General features: G+C 38.6%; 21 protein-coding genes. 19 read left to right on the forward strand and 2 right to left on the reverse strand.

Features of this window, described 5'->3' with window-relative positions:
- Both V4596_01770 and V4596_01775 read left to right on the forward strand, forming a co-directional pair.
- Positions 1-204 (forward strand): hypothetical protein (locus tag V4596_01770; protein MES2767847.1); only part of this gene is annotated, 204 nt, incomplete at its 5' end.
- A 30-nt stretch (positions 205-234) separates the two neighbouring features.
- Complete coding sequence (locus V4596_01775; protein MES2767848.1) at positions 235-666, forward strand: hypothetical protein; 432 nt, start codon at positions 235-237, stop codon at positions 664-666.
- 76 nt (positions 667-742) lie between these two features.
- On the opposite strand, the gene V4596_01780 is transcribed toward V4596_01775, so the two are convergent.
- Positions 743-1,264 carry a hypothetical protein gene (locus V4596_01780; protein ID MES2767849.1) on the reverse strand — a complete coding sequence of 174 codons (522 nt, stop codon included), beginning with the start codon at positions 1,262-1,264 and terminating at the stop codon, positions 743-745.
- Between the two features lie 271 nt (positions 1,265-1,535).
- Between V4596_01780 and V4596_01785 the strand changes: the two genes are divergently transcribed.
- From V4596_01785 to V4596_01835, 11 genes are all read left to right on the forward strand, one after another.
- A complete protein-coding gene (locus V4596_01785) occupies positions 1,536-2,027 on the forward strand; it encodes a hypothetical protein (protein MES2767850.1) in 492 nt (163 codons plus the stop codon).
- Between the two features lie 134 nt (positions 2,028-2,161).
- Positions 2,162-3,034 (forward strand): alpha/beta hydrolase, encoded by an 873-nt coding sequence (locus tag V4596_01790; protein ID MES2767851.1) that lies wholly within the window; start codon positions 2,162-2,164, stop codon positions 3,032-3,034.
- Positions 3,035-3,204: 170 nt separating this feature from the next.
- A complete protein-coding gene (locus V4596_01795; protein MES2767852.1) occupies positions 3,205-3,507 on the forward strand; it encodes an RNA-binding protein in 303 nt (100 codons plus the stop codon).
- Between the two features lie 90 nt (positions 3,508-3,597).
- The gene (locus tag V4596_01800; protein MES2767853.1) at positions 3,598-3,780 is read left to right on the forward strand and encodes a hypothetical protein; all 183 of its coding nucleotides are present in this window, start codon (positions 3,598-3,600) and stop codon (positions 3,778-3,780) included.
- A gap of 49 nt (positions 3,781-3,829) precedes the next feature.
- The gene (locus V4596_01805; GenBank protein ID MES2767854.1) at positions 3,830-4,516 is read left to right on the forward strand and encodes an SIMPL domain-containing protein; all 687 of its coding nucleotides are present in this window, start codon (positions 3,830-3,832) and stop codon (positions 4,514-4,516) included.
- A 53-nt stretch (positions 4,517-4,569) separates the two neighbouring features.
- Positions 4,570-4,899, forward strand: a complete 330-nt coding sequence (locus V4596_01810; GenBank protein MES2767855.1) for a hypothetical protein — start codon at positions 4,570-4,572, stop codon at positions 4,897-4,899.
- Positions 4,900-5,009: 110 nt separating this feature from the next.
- Positions 5,010-6,227 (forward strand): TolC family protein, encoded by a 1,218-nt coding sequence (locus V4596_01815; protein MES2767856.1) that lies wholly within the window; start codon positions 5,010-5,012, stop codon positions 6,225-6,227.
- Entirely contained in the window at positions 6,224-6,793 is a 570-nt protein-coding gene (locus V4596_01820; protein MES2767857.1) for a hypothetical protein, read from the forward strand. The genes V4596_01815 and V4596_01820 overlap by 4 nt, the downstream gene beginning before the upstream one ends.
- Positions 6,794-6,808: 15 nt before the next feature.
- On the forward strand, positions 6,809-9,955 hold the full coding sequence (locus V4596_01825; GenBank protein MES2767858.1) for a CusA/CzcA family heavy metal efflux RND transporter: 3,147 nt from the start codon (positions 6,809-6,811) through the stop codon (positions 9,953-9,955).
- A gap of 208 nt (positions 9,956-10,163) precedes the next feature.
- Positions 10,164-10,775, forward strand: a complete 612-nt coding sequence (locus tag V4596_01830; GenBank protein ID MES2767859.1) for a hypothetical protein — start codon at positions 10,164-10,166, stop codon at positions 10,773-10,775.
- Positions 10,776-10,914: 139 nt separating this feature from the next.
- The gene (locus V4596_01835; GenBank protein ID MES2767860.1) at positions 10,915-11,910 is read left to right on the forward strand and encodes a hypothetical protein; all 996 of its coding nucleotides are present in this window, start codon (positions 10,915-10,917) and stop codon (positions 11,908-11,910) included.
- Between the two features lie 101 nt (positions 11,911-12,011).
- Here V4596_01835 and V4596_01840 read toward each other — a convergent pair whose 3' ends face one another.
- On the reverse strand, positions 12,012-12,425 hold the full coding sequence (locus V4596_01840; protein MES2767861.1) for a hypothetical protein: 414 nt from the start codon (positions 12,423-12,425) through the stop codon (positions 12,012-12,014).
- 278 nt (positions 12,426-12,703) lie between these two features.
- On the opposite strand from V4596_01840, the gene V4596_01845 reads away from it, so the two are divergent.
- From V4596_01845 to V4596_01870, 6 genes are all read left to right on the forward strand, one after another.
- A complete protein-coding gene (locus V4596_01845) occupies positions 12,704-13,057 on the forward strand; it encodes a hypothetical protein (protein MES2767862.1) in 354 nt (117 codons plus the stop codon).
- Positions 13,058-13,374: 317 nt separating this feature from the next.
- Positions 13,375-15,066 (forward strand): potassium-transporting ATPase subunit KdpA, encoded by a 1,692-nt coding sequence (kdpA, locus tag V4596_01850; GenBank protein ID MES2767863.1) that lies wholly within the window; start codon positions 13,375-13,377, stop codon positions 15,064-15,066.
- A gap of 8 nt (positions 15,067-15,074) precedes the next feature.
- On the forward strand, positions 15,075-17,135 hold the full coding sequence (gene kdpB / locus V4596_01855) for a potassium-transporting ATPase subunit KdpB (protein ID MES2767864.1): 2,061 nt from the start codon (positions 15,075-15,077) through the stop codon (positions 17,133-17,135).
- Positions 17,132-17,674, forward strand: coding sequence for a potassium-transporting ATPase subunit KdpC (gene kdpC / locus V4596_01860; protein ID MES2767865.1), 543 nt, complete (start codon positions 17,132-17,134; stop codon positions 17,672-17,674). Before kdpB ends, kdpC begins: the two co-directional genes overlap by 4 nt.
- An 11-nt stretch (positions 17,675-17,685) precedes the next feature.
- Positions 17,686-20,373, forward strand: a complete 2,688-nt coding sequence (locus tag V4596_01865; protein ID MES2767866.1) for a sensor histidine kinase KdpD — start codon at positions 17,686-17,688, stop codon at positions 20,371-20,373.
- Positions 20,370-21,056, forward strand: coding sequence for a response regulator (locus tag V4596_01870; GenBank protein ID MES2767867.1), 687 nt, complete (start codon positions 20,370-20,372; stop codon positions 21,054-21,056). The genes V4596_01865 and V4596_01870 overlap by 4 nt, the downstream gene beginning before the upstream one ends.
- Positions 21,057-21,112 lie beyond the last annotated feature (56 nt).

Genomic DNA, 21,112 nt, shown 5'->3' on the forward strand with positions numbered 1-21,112 from the left:
GAATTACAGGGAATTATTCAGACTTATGGCCACGATGGCCATAAGTCAGCATTCTCAGGATGGACCCACTTCCACTCCACCTCTCACAGCCAGCAGATTACGAAAACAAGCAAGCCTGCCCCGCCATTCAACCCCCAGAACCTAAAAAAACCTTTGCGACAATACACTAGAGTTTTATTGACAACACATGATCCTAAAAAATAGCCTATTCTTCAAACACACTCGGAGGTGCAAATGTTCAAATTATTAGTTATTTGTCTTGTGATATCTTGCTCTATGGCCATGGCTCAAGATTTTCCATTGAAAGGAAACTATACCTGTCAAATAAATCATCTTGATGAGAATCAACGGCTCATTTCAAGTTACCAAAAAACTGTTCCTCTCAAATTTGATGGAGAAGATACGTATTGGTATGGCCACATGGAGATCAAAGAGTTTGGAATAGAAGCAGAATACTATCATACCCAAGGAGGCGGCACGAACCCTCCACAATATTCAGGTTTTATGAAAATCCAAAGCAAAGATTCTGTGTCTGGAAAGGTCAGCATTTCTTCTGCTACAGTCTCTATTCGGTCACCTTTGTATCATCAAATACCTGTGCCGGAATTCAAAATAGAAGAAAGACCTGTCACATATGTAAATATAGGTTGCAACTTTGAAGACTAGATCCAAAAAGAAAACCCCATTAGTATATGGGGTTAATTTTTTATCTAAACTTTGATTTGAATTTAAGAACGAAATCCTACAAATTAAACGGAGCGCTCACTGAGATGAATAAACCTTTTTGTTCATACTTATTAGATATACTCGCGCCATCTGATTCATCGTATTCATTTAAGATGTATTCTAAGTTAAATGAAAGTGGAAGAACTGGAAGTTTAAATCCAAGACCCGCCTTCATCCCTGCTCCCTCTAGCTTCGATCCACCGTCAAACTCTAACTCAGCTGCAAAATTATATCCTGCCCAGACTCTAATAATTGGAAGTGCCGCACCTACAACCAAACCCATTGCTGTGTAGTCTGCGTCTGTTTTCGTAGTACCATCGTCAGTCTCCACTCCTGCCATAGAATAATCAAAGGCAATAAATACTAGGGGTAACGTCCAACCAATTCTTCCACCGAAACCTAACCCAGTAATATCGTCATCCGCAAAACCCGACAACTCACCTTTTGCGATATGGTATCCAACGTACGGTTCCAACAAAATTCCTGCCGATGCATGAGTTGCTCCGAATATAGACAAAATCAATATTAGCTTTTTCATTATTCTCTCCGATTAAAAATCCCTCGTCTCATCCATGAGACAGCAGGGAAAACTTTTGTTAAAGTAACGCTTACATTATTAGTTATAAAGACAATGCAGAACGCAGGGTATGAAGAGTTTGAGCGTCACTTGAAATCCTGACTGAAGTCTAGTCTGTTCAAACATTAAACTTCGACGCAATCAGAAGTTGTGTTTTATTTCTTGGATATGTCTTGCTTATTTGACGAATGGTCTACAACAAAATACAATGAGTACACACTGGAGGAGATTTATGAAACTTAAAGTTCTAATTGTTTGCGGGTTGATGTCAATTGTTGGTGGATGCGCAAGCTTTGATGATGGTTTATATGACGCCGGCGATGTTTTAAGTGGAGACTTTAGATCTTTAGGAAGTTCTAAACCTGCAACTCTAGCAGAGATCTGCAATGACTTTATTTCAAACCAAATTACTGGAAAGAAAAAATGGGAATCTCAAATGCTCGCGATCAACGGCATTATCACTGACGTTTCAAAAACCAGTGGTGGTAAAGAAAAAATTGGAGTTAGCTTTCGTGACGTAAAAAAGAATAACCATTTTGGAGTTGCTTACACCCGAAACGCTCAGATGGTTGACGAAAGCAAAGTCGAGAACTTTAAAAATGGCGATATAATAAAAGTGATAGCTGTTTTGGAAGCGGATTCACTTTCAAGAATGGGAAATCGCTGCTCGTTTCGCTTTGAAAAAGCCCGCTTTCAGCCGGTAAAACAAAAAGCTAAAAAATAGGACCGCTCCTCTCAACAAGAATTTTCACAGTTTGATATAATAGTTGAAAATTAGCCCATATCCCATTAGATAAGAGATCAGTTTAGTGGGGTATCTTGCTTAAAATATATATTATTTTTATTTTGATCTTATTCATGAGCTCAGCAAATGCTAGAACGTGCCGAAGTATTTTTGCCGTCGAACACAAAACATTTCAAAAAAATTCAGTCCAAAGTAATCTGCACACAAAACTAGAAACTGTTTCCAACTCAAAGGGCAATGTTCTCTTAATTCATGGACTAGGGGATGATCTAACACATCTCAACAAGCTTAGCGCTGATTTTAGAAAAGCGGGCTACTCTGTTTTAAGAGTCGACCTTCATGGACACGGAAAGACTTTAGAGGATTTTACAAAAAACGAAAAACATTTACCTACTCTTTTACCTTACGAAAATAATGTCATAGACCTTACTCAAATACTAAAGGATCTTGATTTCCAAAATCCAATCATTGTCGGTCACTCCTACGGCGGAGCAATTGCCCATGCATTGGCAAATAATCTTCAAGGTCACAAGTCCTTTCGCCCTACTCACCTCGTAATGCTTGCGCCTTACTTGAGACGCCTTGATTACTCTTATTTAACGGGAAACCCACTCATCGATGCGCAAACAGAATACATGGGCGAACAATATATGAGAAATTCATATCGTGAATATTTTGAATCACAAAAAAGAAAAAACGTAGACCTTCTTGTGAATGCAGCAATCGCAACTACAAAAGGAATTCGCTCTTTCAATTTGTTGAGCGCTGGAAAAAAAGCTTCTCTTGATTTTCAGATTCCACTTCTTGTCATTGCTGGAACAAAAGACGAATTGGTGAAGCAAGATCAGATTGATAATTTCCACAATAAACTTCAGAATGAAGGCTACGATCACAAGATTATCACTCTAGAAGGTGACCACTTCTTCCCCCGCACACTCTCAAAAGAGACATTTAAAGTCATTATAGGCGAACTAGATCGACGGTGAAGCATTTGAGCTTTACACTTTTCATATAAACTTCAATTTCCATTAACTTGTATCTATTTTTCCGAATAAGTGGTCTAATATTGCTTCCATAGTCGTTCTGTTCAGTTAGTTCATTAGGTTCTCTTTTGTGCTCTGCGGATGACCCCTAACGCTTTTCAAGGAGGCACAAAATGGGAAAAAAAATATACGTAGGAAATTTATCTTACAGTGTTGAATCAAATCAACTTACAGAAGTTTTCGGAAAATTCGGAACTGTTGAGTCTGCAAAAGTAATCACGGATCGTGATTCTGGTAGAAGCAAAGGTTTTGCATTTATCGAAATGTCTGAAGATGCAGATATGCAAGGTGCAATCGACAGCTTAAACGGTTCAGATTTATCTGGTCGTGCAATGACTGTTTCAGAAGCAAAGCCACAAGAGCCGCGCAATAACAACAGTGGTGGCGGAAACTTCCGTAACCAACGTCGTTACTAGTCTGAATATTTAGAAATTTATTTCTGATTAAAGAAGCCGACTCTAGGGTCGGTTTTTTTGTGTCCAAACTTTCTAACCAAGGAATATAAAATGAGTGGTCGTTGTCCAAACATGAATCATGGTCGCATGAATCCTCCCGTGAAATTTTGTCCTTCTTGCGGAGAATCTATCAATGCTCAGGCACAAAGACCTAAATGTGATGAATTCAAACACAAAGCTCAAAGAAAAGGCCGAAGCGCCTTCTGCCAAGACTGCGGCAAAAAATTAATGTAGGCAGGAAAAATTCCTTGCCTCTAAATTCTTCTCAAGACATCCTTATTGGATGAAAAAACTATTCTTTATATTTTTATTATTAGATGCCACTTCAACTTACGCAGTCGATAGACACGTTGTCGTTATGGGTAATTGTCTCAAGATGGTAACACCTGATCGTGGCAGCGTAGAATTCTACGCCGAATCTTTAAATAACGATTCGGATAAAGCTCTAAAAGATGCAACCAAAACATTTGAGAATGCTCGTGATCAAGTTAAGAAATTAAACCTTAAAAATTTAGAGCTCTCGACTTTGGAAAATTCTGTGCAACCCGAAAATACCTGGGAAAATAACAAGACTGTCTTCAAAGGTTACAGAGCTCGTATTGGTTTAAGAGTTTACACTTCAGATCTCGGAAGACTCAGCGAAGTGACTTCAAAAGTTTCTAAATCTGGAATCAAAAATATCGGTGGACTGCAAACAGACATCTCTCCCGCTAAACTCAAAGAAGAACAAGAATCTTGTTTAGCTATTGCTATTGAGAACGCTAAATCCAAAGCTGAAAAAATGGCCAAGGCCGCATCAGCAAAAATTGGCAAAGTTATTTCTATAGAAGAAGGTGGCTCCGAGGGAGCTCCTCCCCCAAGACCGATGTATGCAAAAGGCGCTATGAGAACAGAAGCTGATATCGCTACTATTGATACGAAGGATGAGACGATTTCTACGAATGTGAGAGTCTCTTTTGAATTGAACTGATAAAAATAAAAATTGTCACAAAAAGTGTGAACCAAAACGTAACATGGGGACCAATGAGGATCTTAAGCATAATTTTAACTATTTTTATGGCAGTGAATGTTGCGGCTTGGGCTTCAACATCCTTGTGTAATTTAGAGAAAAGTTCTTGTTCAGCTGCCGATTCCAACTGTATGGATGACAGTTCTACTGAAAATGAATCCAATTCAGAACATTCTGATTCTACTCACGCCCATTGCGCTTCATATTGCGCTCATCACTATGCACATCCAAGTTTTTCTGCATCAATTCAATTCCCTATTATCGAACCTATCCTTTATCACCGTTACTCCTTCATATTGATTCAAACATATCCTGAAGGTCCGTTTCGTCCACCACTCTCTTAAAAACCATTTAGAGCATTTCAAATTCTTGAACTCCAAATATGGAGTTTAGCGCAATATTTTATTACTTAAAAAAATTATTAACAATAAATCCCTCAAGCGGAAGGCAAAATATGATCTTGGCAGTTCTATTATTATTAAACAGTACCTTTGCGGCAAATTGCACATCGATTAAAACCTACAAAGAGTTTTATAAATGCACACTTGAAAAACATCCGGAGTTTGAGGTCGCAAAACTTAAAATTCAAGAAGCCGAAGCAGTTATTGACAAAGCTTCTCAATGGCAAAATCCCAACCTCGACGTAAAGAGCATTTCAGGAAAACTCGCGGGTGAAAACATAGGATCGACGGAACTATCACTATCAATTCCACTTTCTCAAATATGGACAAGAGGAGCGCAAATGGATGCCGGCAGAGCCGACAAGAAAATTGCGGATATTGAAGCACAACTCAGTCTCTTGAGTGTGAAGAAGCAACTCATCAAAGATATCTTTCGTCTCCGACAAGTGAACGATGAAATTGAGCTCAATAGCGAGGCCTTAGGAGCATATGATAAAATCAAGAATCAATTTAAAGCAAGACTTGCAAGAGGCCCAGAACAAGAAATTACTTTCAATCTCGTTGAACTTGCGACAAGTGACTACGAATTAAAAAAGAATCACCTGACTACGGAGAGAACTGAAATTCTTGCAAGGATAAAAGGTATTTGGGGAGCAGGATTTGATATTAAAAAAGAATATTTACCCCCTCCCAAAGAAAAATGGCCAGAACTTCCTAAAGAAATAAATATTGGTCAAAGCTTTGAATCACGAAAGGTCATGGCAGAATCAGACAAAGCTTCTGCGGAATATAATCTAGCAGTTAGAGAGTCTTGGCCTGAGGTGAGCGCAGGACCAACTGTTGAAAGATCTACAGAAGGGCCCGTTCAGTATACTTCTTCTGGTTTCAACCTTTCCATCAGCGTTCCGATATTATCTTGGAATGGTGGCGGAAGAAATTTAGCAGAAACAAAAGCAAAACAATCACGTCTTCTATCCGAATATGCACATCGCAAAGCCCAGATCGAAAGAGAAATTGTTATTCACAAGTATAGATCTGCTGTTGAATCCTTAAAAAAATCTTCTGCCAGAGAAGATGTTAGAAAAAAGCACACACGTATAGATAGTTTATTCCGACAAGGACTTGCTTCGGGCGGCTTGATCATCGAAGCACATAGACAAATTACCGAATATACAGAATCTCAACATGAGCACGAAGTTTCTGCTATTGAAGCCTACCTAGATATCAAAGCATTGACTGGTGATGAAAACATAGAGGAATTACTCCAATGAAAAATACACTATTAATTGTTTTTTGTCTTATGACTGCTGTGGGCTATGCATCGACTTCAGTTTCTGAAGAAAAACACAATGAGCACGAAGAAAAATCACATGACGAGCATGCAGATCATGGTGAAGAGGAACATGCTAACGAAGATCAACATGAGGATGAGCATGCAGGTCATGACGACCATGATGATCATGGTGAAGAGAAAGAATCGTCTTCTAGCGTTGGCCCTGAGAAGGGCATCACAGCGAAGGGGGAAAATGGATTTAAACTTTCAACGGAAGCTATCAAGACCATGGAGATTCAATTGAAATCAGTAGGAAGTTCAAGCCTTCTCTCTATTGATAAAAATACTTTGGTCCTCGTAAAAGATGAAAAATCAGTTTTTAGAATGAGAGAAGGTTGGATCAAACGCGTTCCAGTTAAAATTTTAAATAAATCCAATGGCATTTACTCGATAACAAGTGAGGCCATTCAAACTGGAGATCAAATTGTAGTTCATGGTACAGGTTATTTGAGAATTGCCGAAGTGTTCGCAGCTGAGGGGGCCTCTCATGGCCACTCTCATTAAAGGAGATGAGTATTTATGATTAATAAAATTATTCATTTCTCAGTATATAATCGTGGTGTAGTTGCATTTTTGACAGCGCTTCTAGTTGCAGGAGGAATCTACAGCTTCCAACATCTTCCGATTGATGCAGTCCCTGATATCACAAACAATCAAGTGCAAATCAATACTGTAATTGAAGGACTTGCACCAGAAGAAATCGAAAGAACAATGACCTTCCCTATCGAGTCTTCGATGAGAGGTATTGCCGGAGTTCAGCAGGTCCGGTCCATTACAAGGTTCGGACTCTCGCAAGTGACCGTGGTTTTTAAAGACAATGTTAATATTTATCTTGCGAGACAATTGGTATCAGAGAGACTTCAAGGTGTAAGAGAAAATTTACCCGAAGGCGCTGACGCATCCATGGGACCAATTTCTTCAGGACTTGGAGAAATTTATCAATACACTTTGGATTTTAAAGAAGCAAAAAGTGGTCCCGCTCGCTTAGAACAGCTGATGGAACTGAGGGCCTTGCAAGATTGGTACATTAAACCAAGGCTGATTACGGTTGAAGGTGTGGCCGAGATCAATACTTCTGGCGGTTACGAAAAACAATATCACGTACAACCCGATTCTCAGAAAATGGCTACCTACAGAGTTCACTTTGGAGAAATTCTAGAAGCCTTAAAAAGATTAAATAAGAATGTCGGCGGCGGCTACATTGAACAAACTTCAGAACAGTTTCTCGTGCAAGGCATCGGTTTACTGAAAAACCCTGAAGACATTAAAAGGGTTCCCGTAAAAACTCTAGACAACTTTAGAGTCCTTACTATTGGAGACATTGCTACTGTTGGATTAGGAAAAGAATTAAGAACTGGCTCTGCAACTCATAACGGCAAAGAAGTTGTTCTTGGAACTGTCATGATGCTTTTGGGTGAAAACAGTAGAACCGTTTCTATTCGGGTGAACGATAAAATTGAAGAAATTAAAAAAACTTTGCCCGAAGGCATAGAGTTGAAAACTGTTTACGACAGATCTCAACTTGTTAATGCAACGTTAGCCACGGTTGAACATAACCTTCTGATGGGCGCAAGTTTAGTGGTGGTAGTTCTTTTATTCTTATTGGGTAATGTTCGAGCGGCAATCATTACAGCCTTAACAATTCCTTTCGCACTTTTATTTACGTTCTTAATTATGAAACCACTTGGCATATCCGGAAATCTAATGAGCTTAGGCGCATTAGATTTTGGGATCATCGTTGATGGGACCGTGATCGTACTCGATAACTGCGTGCGCTTTATCCATAACAAAACAAAACAATTGGGTAGAAAGTTAACTCCCGCAGAACTCCAAGATGCAATTTATCAAGCCGCAGTCGAGATCAGGCTTGCTGCTGGTTTTGGTGAGTTGATTATTGTTATGGTGTTCTTGCCCGTGTTCGCACTGACAGGCATCGAAGGCAAAATGTTTATCCCGATGGCTGCGACTTTTGGAATTGCGGTCATTGGTGCTCTAGTATTGTCGTTCACGGTAGCTCCTGCATTGGCAAGCTTTTTCCTTTCTGGCGATACGGAAGATAAAGAGCCAAAACTCATGGTACTTGCACAGAAGTATTACATGCCAATTCTGGATAAGGCTCTTAATTTTAAAAAGCAAACTGTTATGATCGGAATAGGGTCTATTGCTATTGGCTTAATTATTTTTATGACAAAAGGTTCAGAATTTTTGCCACAGTTGAGCGAAGGCTCTTTTGCCTTCCATATGATCAGACCTGTAAATACCAGCCTAACTCAATCCATTGCATTCCAAGAAAAAGCAGATCTTTTGGTTAAAGAATTTCCAGAAGTAAATGATGTGTTTTCAAGAATGGGGACCAGTGAGGTGGCAACAGATCCCATGGGAGTCAACGTATCTGATACTTACATTATGCTAAAGGACCGATCGGACTGGCCACGGGATGGCTTATTCAAAAAATCCTATGAAGAATTGGTTCAGGCCATAATTCAAAAGCTCGAAAAAAATCTTCCAGGACAAACTTACCTAGCTTCCCAACCTATTCAAATGCGTTTCAATGAATTGCTCGAAGGTACAAGAGCAGACGTTGCCGTAAAAATTTATGGAGAGGATCTTCAAAAATTAATGGAGATTGCGAACGAGGTTAAAGAAGTTACCAAAACCGTTCCCGGGGCCGGCGATGTTGAAACTGACATGCCTGGAACATCTCCTGTATTTAGAATTGAGCCAAAGAATGCAGCTCTAGACAGCTATGGAGCAAACTTGGGAGACATTCTAGAAACAATATCCGTTGCATTGGGTGGAGAAGAATCTGGGCACATTTACGAGGGAGACCGAAAATTTCCAATTGTTGTGAGAATGAGTGAGGATGATCGACAAGACTTAGATACCATTAAAAATCTTCCCGTTGGACTTGCAGGAAATGCTACAGTTCCCATCAGTCAACTCGCCAGCTTGGAATTCAAAGAAACATTTGGATCAGTCAATCGAGAGAACTCTTCTCGAAGATCTGCTGTCATGATCAACTTAAGAGGAAGAGACACTGAATCTTTTGTTGAAGAAGCCCGAGCCTTGGTTGCAGAAAAAGTAAAAATGCCACAGGGATACTATTTAGAATGGGGTGGAAATTTTAAGAACCTACAGCAAGCAAAATCAAGGCTTTTGATTTTGACACCGATTGCTTTTGCATTGGTGCTCATGATGATCTACGCAGCTTTCGGAAGTCTTCCACAAACGTTACTTATCTTTAGCTGCGTGCCATTTGCTTTAGTAGGTGGAGTGTTGAATTTACTTATAATGAATTTGCCATTCAGTATTTCGGCAGGAATTGGTTTTATTGCTCTTTCCGGGATTGCCGTGCTCAATGGCGTGGTCCTTGTGAATTACTTTAATCAATTGCGAATGACCGAAGGACTTTCAGGAGAAATCCTCGTAAAAAAAGCAACTTCGATTCGATTGCGACCTGTATTGATGACAGCACTTGTTGCTATATTTGGTTTCTTACCCATGATGCTATCTAGCGGAATTGGTTCTGAAGTTCAAAGACCACTCGCCACCGTAGTGATTGGAGGAATTATTTCTTCAACACTTCTTACGCTCGTAGTATTACCAGTGCTTTATTTAATTTTTGAAAAGCACATGGAAAAATTTAGCCAAAAAATATCTCATTAATAGCATCAAGATGAAGATGCTGTATTATTTGAGTATTTTCACTTTAACTCAGAGATTACGGGACCATACTGTTTAATGTATGGTCCTACCTATGAATAAATGACAGGTTAAATACTGATTTTTTATATTTTACGTCATCATTCTTTAAGAAATTGTTGAGATAAGGTATGTTGCCTCATACATGAATAGCAATTCTTAGGAGAATTTAATGAAATTATTTTTATTAGCATTAGCAGTTTTATCCATCACCGCTTGTGATAAAAAAAATTCTGATGGCACTTACAATCGCGCCACAGAAGAAAGCAAAGCCAATAAAGATATCCAAAATAAAAACCTAGAAGAAAAAGCCAGTAAAATGGAAAATGATCTTCAACGCAGATTCAGATTCTACGCGGGCGTATCTCACAATTATTCAGGTCTATTTAAAATTAGAGAAAACAGTTATCAAATGAATGTGGAGATATTTTCTACTCGTCACAGCGAGGAATCTGACAGAGTCAGAAACTTAGAAGAAATCCAAGATGACCTCAATAATCTCTTTCTCAACGCACGCGTGGTCATTCGCGGGTCTAAAGACAGCATTGGGGCGAAAGGTTGTGTTTTTGAAAAAGTTAGACCGGACATCACAAATGGTATTATCCAATTGATCTCTAGTGATTGCCCAAATAGATACACACTTTATTTAGGTTCTCCGAAGGCAAGTGCTACTCAAGCAAATGCGCTTCTAGATGGTAGACAGAAGTCTGTAAATCAATTGCTTGTGAACGTAAGCTCTCAGTTTAATGATAGAGAGTATAACGCCGTTATAAATAAACGCTAAAAACATCTCCTCAATAAGCAGCGCAGCGTAATGTTTGTTCTCGACTAATTCAAGTGTGTTGACTAGAACCTCCTTAGTAAACCGTAACTGAACTTGTTAATGGGTATACGTACATTCAGACAAGTTTTTGAGGGGACCAATGAAAAAATTCTTATTTCTAACCGTACTAACTCTGACAATCGTAGCAAACTCTGCTAAAGCATATTATTACTTACCCGCTGTGAGCGGAAAAATTGAAAATCAATCTGATTTAAATTTTGCTGAAAAAATCAAAATCGTGGTTGAGATATACAGCGAAAACGAAGGTAAGGTTCTAACTTCATTAGAAGCCCCGATCAGTAAATCTGGAGAGTTTCATTTACCGAAGGTAAAATACGGTAATGCCGAGGACACACAAGGCAATCCTTTTGGAATGATACCTTGGCGACAACATGCATTGGTAAAGCTAGTGCATGAAGAAAAGGATACAGATATCTCGACAACTCCCGTGAGAAAAGACAGCGGCGGTCGTACTTACGCCGACTTATTTAAAAAGATGACTTTGATTCAATATCCTGTGAACGAATCACTGACCGTTTTCACGCCGTCAGGACTCAATCTAAAGACATATATGGACGATGCTTTACGTGAAACAGGTTTTTTAGATGAAAGCCAATATGTGGTTTACTACAGTGTTATTTACCATTACCAGATTCCAATTATTGAAGAACCAATCTATTATCAAGGGAAATACATTTCATTATTTGTAACAGAAAGAAATGCTTCATCTTGTGGATATCCCCTGACCGACGGCATAGAGGCATGTCTTTATCCAAAGAAGGAAGTTTCCCACACCTTTTATGCAGCGACGAATAAAAATGGAAAGAGTCGCTACTTACTCACGAATGGCACTGTTGATTTAAGTCGACCATTTGTTTTGAACTACAAGATCAGTCTCAATGTGCAACGTACTCAGTCGCCCTTGAAAGGCGTTAGAGTGTGCTATATGAATATTGATGGAGCGGACAATTCATGGGAAGGGATCACACTCAACGGCAATGGTTTCTCATTTATCGGACCAATGCAAATTTCCTTAAATCCTGATCTTGACTCTGTGAGAGAAAAAATTAAAAAAGCTAACTGGTGTAAAGAATAAGAAAAAGCATAACGCTGCTGTATAAAATAAAACCCACATCTCGTTATAAGATGTGGGTAATTGAAAGGCTTCGGGTAGACTTCTTTATTCTCAAACTAAAATTATCTTTTAGTTTTTGTGCAATCGTAAGCGATTTGCCATTCTTTTAGTTGAGTAGTTGTTGCTGAAGTGCTTCCGTTCTCCGTAGCTCCCGCTTCTTCACCACCAAATCTAATCCCACCTAATTTGAAACCAGAACTACCATTGTCATAACCTTGCTTAGTAGAAGTCGTTGCATCTGTTTTTTGACCAACTACAACTTCCCCTTCTTCTTTAACTATTGGCTGTTTCTTGCCACAGTTTGCAGCCATAAGCTCATCCGCTCTAGCTCTGTCTTCTGGACGGTGTTCAGTTCTTAAAGCGATCAAACCACCCTCTGCTGGCTTCTTTTTCACTTCGCGTGCGTAAGGTTGATAAGGCATAGTTTGGCAACTAGCTAATAATAAAGTAAGGCCCATTAGTAATATAACTTTCATTTAAATATCTCCTATTTTGTGAACAATTAGCGTAACGGAGCTCTAAAAATTGTCAATTTTTTTAGTATGGGGCTTCGCGTTTAGACTTTTCGGAGGTTTACAGACACTAGGAAGTTCGTGGCGATAAGTGCAATTTTACGCAGGTTCTATAGCAAAAAATTTTCAAATTGATCAAAAGATCATGGTTTTTCTGCTTATTAATATTTTTTTTCAAAGATTTTAGAGTATTACTGCTATAGAAATCGAAACGAGTTTAATTAAAATTATAAGGAGGTTTTATGAAAATGCTATCTATCGTTTTTGCTCTACTAATGGTTAACAATGCTAATGCTTCCGAAGTCGGAGATATCTTAGAGTGCCAAGTTAAACAAACTGGTGCAATTTTGGAATATGATAAGGACGAGGAATCTTACAAAGCAAAATCTGGAGATTTGACAATTTCAGTATCACCAACACAAGTAAATGGAGAAGTTGTTGTAAATACCGTCATTGAATTTGAATCTTTAGGCGTTGCTGTAAGCGCACCAAACACCTTAGTTAAAAAATCTGTACCTGAAGACGATAATTACAATTTAGTGGCAACTGTATCTGTACAAAACGAAGTACAATCGGTTTTCTGTAAGCTTAAGTAGTTTTATCTATTTTTCTTTATCTGGCGTAATATTTTAGAGCTTAGGAGGGGTTGAGCAAATCTTCCCCTCTAGATCCGATCTCGACTATCAAACATATTTTTACCTAAAATGTGAGTATTTACTCGCATTTAATACTTGCTTACAAAGTTTAAAATCAATTTTTTACACCTTTTTTATACCTGGGATTCCATAATAAAGCCTTGAAACGCAAAGGTGGTTATTTATGGACTTTATTGTCGCGGGCCTCATATCCGTAATGTTGGTCGGTTATCTTATATATACAATGTTTAACCCAGATAGATTCTAAAGGTATTATTATGAATGGCTTTGATGTTATCCAAATAATCATAACTCTCGCAGTCCTAATTGTTGCTTCTCCTTTTTTAGGTAAATTTATGAAGCAAGTCTATGAAGGAGAACCGCATCTTCTTTTGAAATTATTTAGACCTATAGAAATGGTGCTAAATAAAATTACTCACGTTCATCAAAAAGAAGAGATGAACTGGAAAGAATATGCCTTTGCCCTTATATCATTTAACTTTATTGGACTCATTTTCTTATTCTTGCTTCAAATGTTTCAGAGTGTGTTACCTCTCAATCCTAAGGACTTACCGGGTGTCTCATGGCATTCTGCTTTGAATACAGCCATTAGTTTCGTATCCAATACAAATTGGCAGGGATATTCCGGCGAAGCTACGATGAGTTATCTCACTCAAATGTTGGGCTTGGCTGTTCAAAACTTTCTAAGTGCAGCTACAGGTATAGCCGTAGCTGTTGCCTTGGCTCGAGGCCTTTCAAGAAAGATGACCGATAAAATTGGAAATTTTTGGACGGACACCATTAGGGGAACAACTTATATCTTATTACCTCTCTCCTTGATTCTATCGACCTTCCTAGTTTCAGAAGGTGTGATTCAAAATTTTTCTTCTTATCAAGAGGTAACAACTGTTGAGAGCGTAAAGCAAACTCTACCTATGGGGCCAGCTGCTTCTCAAATTGCGATTAAACAACTAGGCACAAATGGCGGCGGTTTTTTTAACACGAACAGCGCTCACCCATTTGAAAATCCAACTCCACTTTCGAATTGGTTACAACTTCTCTCAATTCTTCTGATTCCTGCAGGCCTCGCTTTTACTTTTGGCGAAATTGTGAAAAGTAGAAAACAAGGCCTCGTGATCTTTACTACAATGCTGATACTTCTATGTTTGGGATTGGGATTATCTCTTTGGTCTGAATATTCATTAAATCCTGCTATTGGAGCAAATGCTTTGATGGAAGGAAAAGAAACAAGATTTGGAGTAACAAATAGTATTTTGTGGTCCATTTTTACGTCAGCAGCATCAAATGGCTCAGTCAATGCCATGCACTCGTCACTAGCACCTCTTTCGGGAGGAATTGCGATGTTTAATATTATGCTGGGAGAAATTATTTTTGGCGGAGTTGGCTCTGGCCTTTATGGAATGATTTTGTTTGTTATTCTCACAGTCTTCCTGGCTGGCCTGATGGTAGGAAGAACGCCAGAATATTTAGGTAAAAAAATTGAAGCTAAAGAAATTCAAATGGTCATTCTCGCGGTTATTTTACCAAGTGCCATGATTCTAATTGGTGCGGGAATTTCCGTAGTACTTCCGGTTGCCTTATCAAGCCTTGCTAGTAAAGGTCCTCACGGCCTATCTGAAATTCTATATGCATTCACTTCGGCAGCAGGTAATAACGGATCTGCATTTGCGGGTCTTAATGCAAATACAGTTTATTACAATCTCACATTAGGTCTTGCAATGCTGGTTGGTAGATTTGGCGTGATCCTTCCAGTCCTAGCGATTGCGGGTGGACTGGCAGTTAAGAAAATTTCACCACCGAGCTTTGGAACCTTCGGAACTGATACTCCGCTATTCATTGCGCTGCTAATTGGAGTCATTTTAATAGTCGGTGGCCTGACATTCTTTCCTGCTCTCAGCTTAGGACCAATTATGGAGCATATGTTAATGAAAATGGGTCAAACCTTTTAAAGGATATTATGAAAACATCGTTATTCTCAAAACAATTAGTTCAAAAAGCCATACTGGATTCCTTTGTTAAATTAGATCCGAGAGTCCAAATTAAGAATCCTGTTATGCTTATAACATTGGTATCGGCTGTTATAACTACACTCTATTTATTCAAAGAATTGAATGCCTTTAATGTTCAGATATCAATTTGGCTTTGGTTTACTTTACTCTTTGCAAATTTTTCTGAAGCGCTGGCAGAAGGACGAGGCAAAGCCCAAGCAGAGAGTTTAAAAAAAACTAAGACCCAAACAGTTGCAAGACTTCTTAAAAATGGAAAAGAAGAAAGGATCAGTGCAGCTCTTTTAAAAAAAGGCGATCAGGTAATCTGTGAAACCAACGACATTATTCCTGGGGATGGAGAAATCATCGAGGGAATAGCAACAATAGATGAATCGGCAATCACAGGTGAATCAGCGCCAGTTGTTCGCGAAAGTGGTGGGGACCGCAATGCTGTCACAGGTGGCACTAGAGTTATCAGTGATAGAATTGTTATTCGTATTACTGCTGAACCTGGAAATAGCTTCTTAGACAGAATGATTAATCTTGTCGAAGGCGCAAAACGAAAAAAAACTCCTAATGAAATTGCTTTGAGTATTTTATTATCAGGACTTACAATTATTTTCATCTTGGCTGTTGCTACCTTAAAGCTATTTGCGGATTACTCTAGTCAGTCCTCAAGCCAAGATCTCTCACAGATCGTTACTGTCCCAGTATTAGTAGCTCTTTTGGTATGCCTGATTCCAACAACCATTGGTGGACTTTTAAGCGCAATCGGAATTAGCGGAATGGATCGTTTGATTCGCAAGAATGTGATTGCTACAAGCGGTAGAGCCGTCGAAGCCGCTGGAGATATTGATATTTTACTTCTTGATAAGACAGGTACGATCACCTTAGGAAATCGTATGGCGACAGAATTTTATCCAGCTCCAAGTGTATCTGATGTTGAACTTGCAGAGAAGGCTCAGCTCTCCTCATTGAGTGACGAGACGGCAGAAGGAAGATCTATCGTAATCCTTGCAAAAGATAGATTTAAAATTAGAGCAGAAACTTTTGATCCAAACACAGCAACTTTTATTCCATTCACGGCACAAACTAGAATGAGTGGAGTTGATATCAAAAAGGAATCAGACACTCTGCAAATTAGAAAAGGAGCATCTGATGCTATTCAGAATTGGATTAAATCAAAAGGCGGAAGTTTTCCTATCGAGGTAAAAAACGCTGTCGATAAAGTAGCAAAGCTTGGAGGAACACCTTTGGTTGTTTCTGAGAATGAAAAAGTATTGGGTGTTATTTATTTAAAAGACATAGTTAAAGGCGGTATTAAAGAAAGATTTTCAGAGCTCAGAAAAATGGGGATTAAAACCGTAATGATAACAGGCGATAATCCTCTAACCGCAGCAGCTATTGCAGCTGAGTCCGGAGTTGATGACTTCATGGCCGAGGCAACTCCCGAAAGTAAACTCCAAAGAATTCGTGAAGAGCAAAACAAGGGGTTATTAGTAGCAATGACTGGGGACGGTACCAACGATGCCCCAGCACTTGCACAGGCTGATGTTGGTGTTGCTATGAATAGTGGAACTCAAGCAGCAAGGGAAGCTGGAAACATGGTGGATTTAGATAGTAGTCCAACAAAACTTATTGAGATTGTTGAAACTGGAAAACAATTGTTAATGACTCGCGGAGCACTTACAACATTCAGTGTTGCAAACGATGTTGCAAAATACTTTGCAATTATTCCAGCTTTATTTGCTTCACTTTATATGACTTCGAGCGGAGTCGGCCCCTTAGCAGTCTTAAATGTAATGAATCTTGGTTCTCCCAAAAGTGCTATTTTAAGTGCCGTGATATTCAACGCACTTATTATTATTGCTCTTGTTCCGCTCGCGCTCAAGGGAGTGAAGTACCGAGCTGTGGGTGCAGCATCAATTCTACAACGAAATATTCTTATCTATGGATTTGGTGGAATTATAATTCCATTCATTGGAATTAAATTGATCGATATCATTATTAATTTTGGAGGTTGGGTATGAAGAAACAAATTGTGCCAGCACTTATTTTATTTCTCGCAATGACTATTTTAACAGGGATTTTATATCCGCTTTCTGTAACAGTTATAGCTCAAGTTTTTTTTAAAGATAAAGCGAACGGATCTTTGACTATGATTAATGGAAGGATTATAGGATCTGAGTTAATTGCACAAAAGTTCGAAAATCCAAAGTATTTTTGGCCAAGACCTTCAGCGATTGATTATAACTCTTTATCTTCAGGAGCTTCAAATTGGGGTCCAACGAGCGCGGACTTAAAAGCCAAACTAGAAGAGCGAAGACTTAATGGACTAACAAATGACATGCTGTATGCTTCGGGAAGTGGCCTTGATCCGCATATTTCACCATTAGCGGCAAAAGCTCAAGTGGCCAGAGTTGCTAGAGAACGTGGTTTGAGCAATAATGCTCTAATTGAACTTATTGAGAAGCATATAGAACAAAGACAAATGGGATTTTTAGGTGAATCAAGAGTGAATGTTTTAAAACTTAATTTGAGCCTAAATCACTTAAGTCCAGACAAGTAGGAGAAGCTTTTTTGTCAGAAGATAGAAGACCCAATCCCGATGATTTACTTCGCGGGGTTCAAAAATTAGATCAAAAAGAAAAGCGAGGAAAGCTCAAAGTCTTTTTTGGCATGTGTCCGGGCGTAGGAAAAACTTTTGCAATGCTTAGAGCTGCACGCGAAATGAAATCTAACGGTGCCGACATAGTAATTGGTCTTGTAGAAACTCATGGACGCCTTGAAACAGAGAAAATGATTGAAGGACAAGAAATCATTCCCCAAACAAATTTGAATTACAGAGGAACTGTCATTAGACAGTTGGATGTTGATGGCATTTTAGCAAGGCAGCCACAAATTGTTTTGATTGATGAGCTTGCGCATACAAATGCACCAGGAGCTAGACATCTAAAAAGATATCAGGATATTGAAGAAGTCCTAAATGCAGGAATAAATGTTTATACGACATTGAATGTCCAGCATATCGAAAGCAGAGCTGACCTTGTTCAAAAAATCACAGGCATACAAGTTCAAGAAACAGTTCCCGATGTATTTCTAGAAAATGCCGACCAATTTGAAGTCGTTGATATTAGTCCTGAAGAGCTTTTAAAAAGACTCAAAGAAGGAAAAGTATATCTAGGAGATCGCGCAGAAAGAGCTGCTCAAAATTTCTTTAAAGTCGAAAACATAACTGCCTTAAGAGAACTTGCATTAAGATTCACTGCTGAAAAAGTGGATGATGATCTAAGAACCCATATGACAATGAAAAAAATTATGGGTCCTTGGAATACGAATGAAAGACTTTTAGTTGCTATCAGTCACAGTCCATACTCAAGCCGCTTAATTCGAACTGCCCGGAGAAAGGCCTATAATCTAGAGGCCCCATGGGTAGCACTTCATGTAGACAATGGAGAGAAACTTTTAAAAAAAGATTATGAAATGCTTCAGAAGAATATTGCTCTAGCTAAAGAACTAGGTGCAGAAGTTATTACAACAAGAGATCAATCCGTATCTGATGCCATCAAAAGGGTTTCCGAAGAGAAAAACGTAACTCAAATTATTTTAGGACGCCCGGATCGTAGGCTTTTTCAAGATATCTTCACTGGTGGAAATATCTTAGATCGCCTAGTAAGAGAAACCAGTGAAATTGATGTTCATGTGCTGAGACAAGAGCGAAAGCCAATTTATCAGGGATTTCATTTTAAAATGCCTGAGCTTATGTCTAACTTTCAGCATTACTGGTTCACCCTTTGGTTTATGATTGGTGTAGGATTTATTAGTTATACAATTTTATCAATGATTGGGTATAGAGCCGTAGGTTTTATATTTCTTCTTGCAGTATTGATTGTGGCATCTTTAGCCTCTAGAGGTCCTATTCTTTTTGCGGCGACCTTTAGTTTTTTGGCTTGGAATTATTTTTTCATTCCTCCGCAATTTACATTTGCTATCAGCGCTACAGAAGATGTGATGATGATTTTAGCCTTCTATGGAGTAGCAACCGTTGCAGGATTTCTTGCACGCAAAATTCGTCGCCAAGAGGCCGATTTAACCCAAAGAGAATTTAGAGCAAATACTCTATATGATTTCGGAAAAAATATTTCAGAAGCAAAATCACAAAAAGAAATTGCAAAAGTAGCAAAACATAGTCTTGAGAGACTATTCGAATCAGAGGTGGAGATCTTACTAGAGAAGGAAGACGGCTCTTTAAATTCACTGACTATGAGTAATAAAGCTATTAGCGATAAAGATTTTGCCGTGGCTAGCTGGTCATTTGATAACAAGAAAACTGCTGGTTGGAAAACAGACACATTAACCTCTTCGAATTGTCTTTGCATTCCTCTCATGGGACGAGAAAGAGTTGCTGGTGTTCTTATGCTTTACCCCAATAAAAAACAAACGTTCTCTTTAGAACAACAAAACCTTTTGGATAGCTTCTGCGGTCATTTAGCCGTTGCGCTTGAGCGTGAGCAGTTTAAAGGAAAAGCACAAAAAGCAAAAGTTTTAGAAGAATCTGAAAAACTTCATCAAGCTTTAATAAATTCTGTCTCACATGAATTAAGAACTCCTCTAACATCTATAATCGGAGCGGCTACTGGGCTCGCCGATGACAACGTTATTGAGGATAAAAATAGAAAAAGTATTCTCCTAAAGGATCTTTTTCAGTCCATTGAACGCCTCAATCGCGTAATTGATAATCTTCTAGATATGTCTCGTATTTCGTGTGGCGTTCTTACTCCTAAAATGGAGCTTTTTGAAGTGAACGATTTCTTAAAATCTACAATTCACCATGCAGATAAACTTTTAGCTCAACATAAAATTAAATATATTGGGTCAGATGATGTCTATATTTTAGGTGATGATAAACTTATAGAACATGTAATTTTGAACCTTATTAATAATGCTTGTAGGTATTCTGATGCGGGCTCTGAAGTGCAAATAGTCTGTCTGAAGAAAGGGCTAGAAGTTTGGATTCAAGTTATAGATGAAGGCACTGGGGTTCCTTCTCAATATCACCAACAAATTTTTGAGCGTTTTTTTAGATTACCAAATAGCGCTACTGGTGGCACGGGCTTAGGTTTGTCTATTGTAAAAGCAATTGTCGAAGCACATGGCGGAAGTATTTCTGTCTCTGATAGACAAGGCACAAAAGGATCTATCTTTACTATAAAAGGACTTCACTCCCAGGAAATTCCATTTCATATTTCCAACGGAGGAGTTTCATGAAAAATACCAAGAAAGTATTAGTCATAGAAGATGAAGAGTCTGTTCAGAGATTCTTAATCACTACCCTTGAAGCCAATTCTTACTTAACTAGAGCGGAGCTTAACGGACAAAAAGGCATACAGGGGGCTATTGAATTTAGACCAGATCTAGTGCTTTTGGATTTAGGTTTGCCAGATATGGACGGTCATCAGGTCTTAGCAAAAATTAGAGAATGGTCAAAAGTTCCAGTCATTGTTTTAACAGCAAGGGATGCCGATGAAGACAAAGTCAAATCCTTAGATAATGGAGCTGATGATTATTTAACTAAACCGTTTAGTGTTCCCGAACTGTTAGTCAGAATTCGAGTAGCACTGAGGCACTCTGAATCTGTTGGTCACGAGGCTGTGATTCAAATAGGAAAACTTGCAGTTGATTTGAGCGGCCACATAGTAAAAGTGGATGGCCAAGAAGTAAAATTAAGCGCTACAGAGTATGATATTTTAAAAGTTCTCGTAAAAAATGCTGGTAAAATTGTAACTCACCGTATGCTTTTAAAAGAAGTTTGGGGACCAAACTCTATAGAACACACTCAATATCTTAGAGTGTATGTTGGGCAACTTCGCAAAAAACTTCAACGCAATGATAACATTCCTGAGCTTATATCTACTGAAACAGGAATTGGATATCGTCTAATTTCAGAATAAATTTTTACACATTTTTTATAACCAAAAAGTTAATCTATAAAAAACTTATTTGGAGA

This window comes from Bdellovibrionota bacterium (assembly GCA_040386775.1).
Classification (GTDB): Bacteria; Bdellovibrionota; Bdellovibrionia; order Bdellovibrionales; family JAEYZS01; genus JAEYZS01.

Coding starts and splice junctions, on each gene's coding strand:
- V4596_01775 (MES2767848.1), top strand. CDS start 235: ATGTTCAAATTATTAGTTATTTGTCTTGTGATATCTTGCTCTATGGCC.
- V4596_01780 (MES2767849.1), bottom strand. CDS start 1,264: ATGAAAAAGCTAATATTGATTTTGTCTATATTCGGAGCAACTCATGCA.
- V4596_01785 (MES2767850.1), top strand. CDS start 1,536: ATGAAACTTAAAGTTCTAATTGTTTGCGGGTTGATGTCAATTGTTGGT.
- V4596_01790 (MES2767851.1), top strand. CDS start 2,162: ATGAGCTCAGCAAATGCTAGAACGTGCCGAAGTATTTTTGCCGTCGAA.
- V4596_01795 (MES2767852.1), top strand. CDS start 3,205: ATGGGAAAAAAAATATACGTAGGAAATTTATCTTACAGTGTTGAATCA.
- V4596_01800 (MES2767853.1), top strand. CDS start 3,598: ATGAGTGGTCGTTGTCCAAACATGAATCATGGTCGCATGAATCCTCCC.
- V4596_01805 (MES2767854.1), top strand. CDS start 3,830: ATGAAAAAACTATTCTTTATATTTTTATTATTAGATGCCACTTCAACT.
- V4596_01810 (MES2767855.1), top strand. CDS start 4,570: ATGAGGATCTTAAGCATAATTTTAACTATTTTTATGGCAGTGAATGTT.
- V4596_01815 (MES2767856.1), top strand. CDS start 5,010: ATGATCTTGGCAGTTCTATTATTATTAAACAGTACCTTTGCGGCAAAT.
- V4596_01820 (MES2767857.1), top strand. CDS start 6,224: ATGAAAAATACACTATTAATTGTTTTTTGTCTTATGACTGCTGTGGGC.
- V4596_01825 (MES2767858.1), top strand. CDS start 6,809: ATGATTAATAAAATTATTCATTTCTCAGTATATAATCGTGGTGTAGTT.
- V4596_01830 (MES2767859.1), top strand. CDS start 10,164: ATGAAATTATTTTTATTAGCATTAGCAGTTTTATCCATCACCGCTTGT.
- V4596_01835 (MES2767860.1), top strand. CDS start 10,915: ATGAAAAAATTCTTATTTCTAACCGTACTAACTCTGACAATCGTAGCA.
- V4596_01840 (MES2767861.1), bottom strand. CDS start 12,425: ATGAAAGTTATATTACTAATGGGCCTTACTTTATTATTAGCTAGTTGC.
- V4596_01845 (MES2767862.1), top strand. CDS start 12,704: ATGAAAATGCTATCTATCGTTTTTGCTCTACTAATGGTTAACAATGCT.
- kdpA (MES2767863.1), top strand. CDS start 13,375: ATGAATGGCTTTGATGTTATCCAAATAATCATAACTCTCGCAGTCCTA.
- kdpB (MES2767864.1), top strand. CDS start 15,075: ATGAAAACATCGTTATTCTCAAAACAATTAGTTCAAAAAGCCATACTG.
- kdpC (MES2767865.1), top strand. CDS start 17,132: ATGAAGAAACAAATTGTGCCAGCACTTATTTTATTTCTCGCAATGACT.
- V4596_01870 (MES2767867.1), top strand. CDS start 20,370: ATGAAAAATACCAAGAAAGTATTAGTCATAGAAGATGAAGAGTCTGTT.